Source organism: Kineosphaera limosa NBRC 100340, from assembly GCF_000298215.1.
Classification (GTDB): domain Bacteria; phylum Actinomycetota; class Actinomycetes; order Actinomycetales; family Dermatophilaceae; genus Kineosphaera; species Kineosphaera limosa.
Genome location: NZ_BAHD01000164.1, coordinates 1 through 842, shown reverse-complemented (window position 1 = coordinate 842; position 842 = coordinate 1). Strand labels below are relative to the sequence as shown.

2 protein-coding genes are annotated in these 842 nt (G+C 65.6%); both read right to left on the bottom strand.

Annotated elements, in window-relative coordinates; all coding sequences use genetic code 11:
• Nucleotides 1–15: 15 nt before the first annotated feature.
• A complete protein-coding gene (locus KILIM_RS21875; protein ID WP_006594949.1) occupies nt 16–432 on the bottom strand; it encodes a type II toxin-antitoxin system VapC family toxin in 417 nt (138 codons plus the stop codon).
• Between the two features lie 2 nt (nt 433–434).
• A complete protein-coding gene (locus tag KILIM_RS21870; RefSeq protein ID WP_006594948.1) occupies nt 435–686 on the bottom strand; it encodes a FitA-like ribbon-helix-helix domain-containing protein in 252 nt (83 codons plus the stop codon).
• Nucleotides 687–842 lie beyond the last annotated feature (156 nt).

Below are 842 nucleotides of genomic sequence, written 5' to 3'. Positions count from 1 at the left end.
CCCCATCGGGCAGGGTCAGTCGCCTTGCCAGGGGTTGACGATCTGCAGGCCCAGATGATCGAAATCGGCGGTATTCCGCGTCGCGATCGTCGCCTCGGCTTCGCGAGCGAGGGCCGCTATCAGGGCATCCATGGTGGCGATCGGGGCGCCCTTCGCCTGTCGGGCAGCGACGATGTCGGCATAGTGGGCGGCACACGCGTGGGCAAAGGGCAGGCAAACTCCCATGCGAGAAAAGGCCTGGTCGGCGACCTCCTGCAATCGTGACCGTCGCCGTCCGGCAGGCAGAAGGGCAATCCCCGCCATGATCTCGGCTCGATTGAGCACAGTGGTCACCGGCAACTGCGGGCGCGACCGGACCCAGGTGAGAACACGCGCGTCCGCTTCGTCTCCGCGCATCAACTCGGAGATCACATTGGTGTCGAGGATGATCACCCTCAGCGGACCCCACTCAGATCAGCACTCGGCGCGGGCTCCTCTGGGCCGTCTGGAAGGTCGACCCCGCCCACTTCGACACCCACGGCGATGAGCTGCTCGATCCAGGTGATCTCTGCACGCCCGGAGTCGGCCAAGGCGTCGAGCAGGATGCTGCGCGCTTCCGCCTCCATCGAGCGACCGTTCGAGGCGGCCCGCATGCGCAGGCTCTGCTTCGCCGACTCGGGGAGCTTGCGAATAGTAATGGCAGTCATGGCACCTCCGTGGAGTGTTGCAATGATATCACTGCAACACTCAGATGCTCCCCCATCTGACTCAGCGACGAGCCCCGCCGCACAGAATGGGTGCGACGGGGCTCGTGCGTTGCTCCGGCCAGGTCAGTCAGGTCAGGTCAGGCCTTGGCCAGGCCG

Excerpts from the sequence above, each read along its gene's own strand:
- KILIM_RS21870 (WP_006594948.1), bottom strand. The coding sequence starts at position 686 with ATGACTGCCATTACTATTCGCAAGCTCCCCGAGTCGGCGAAGCAGAGC.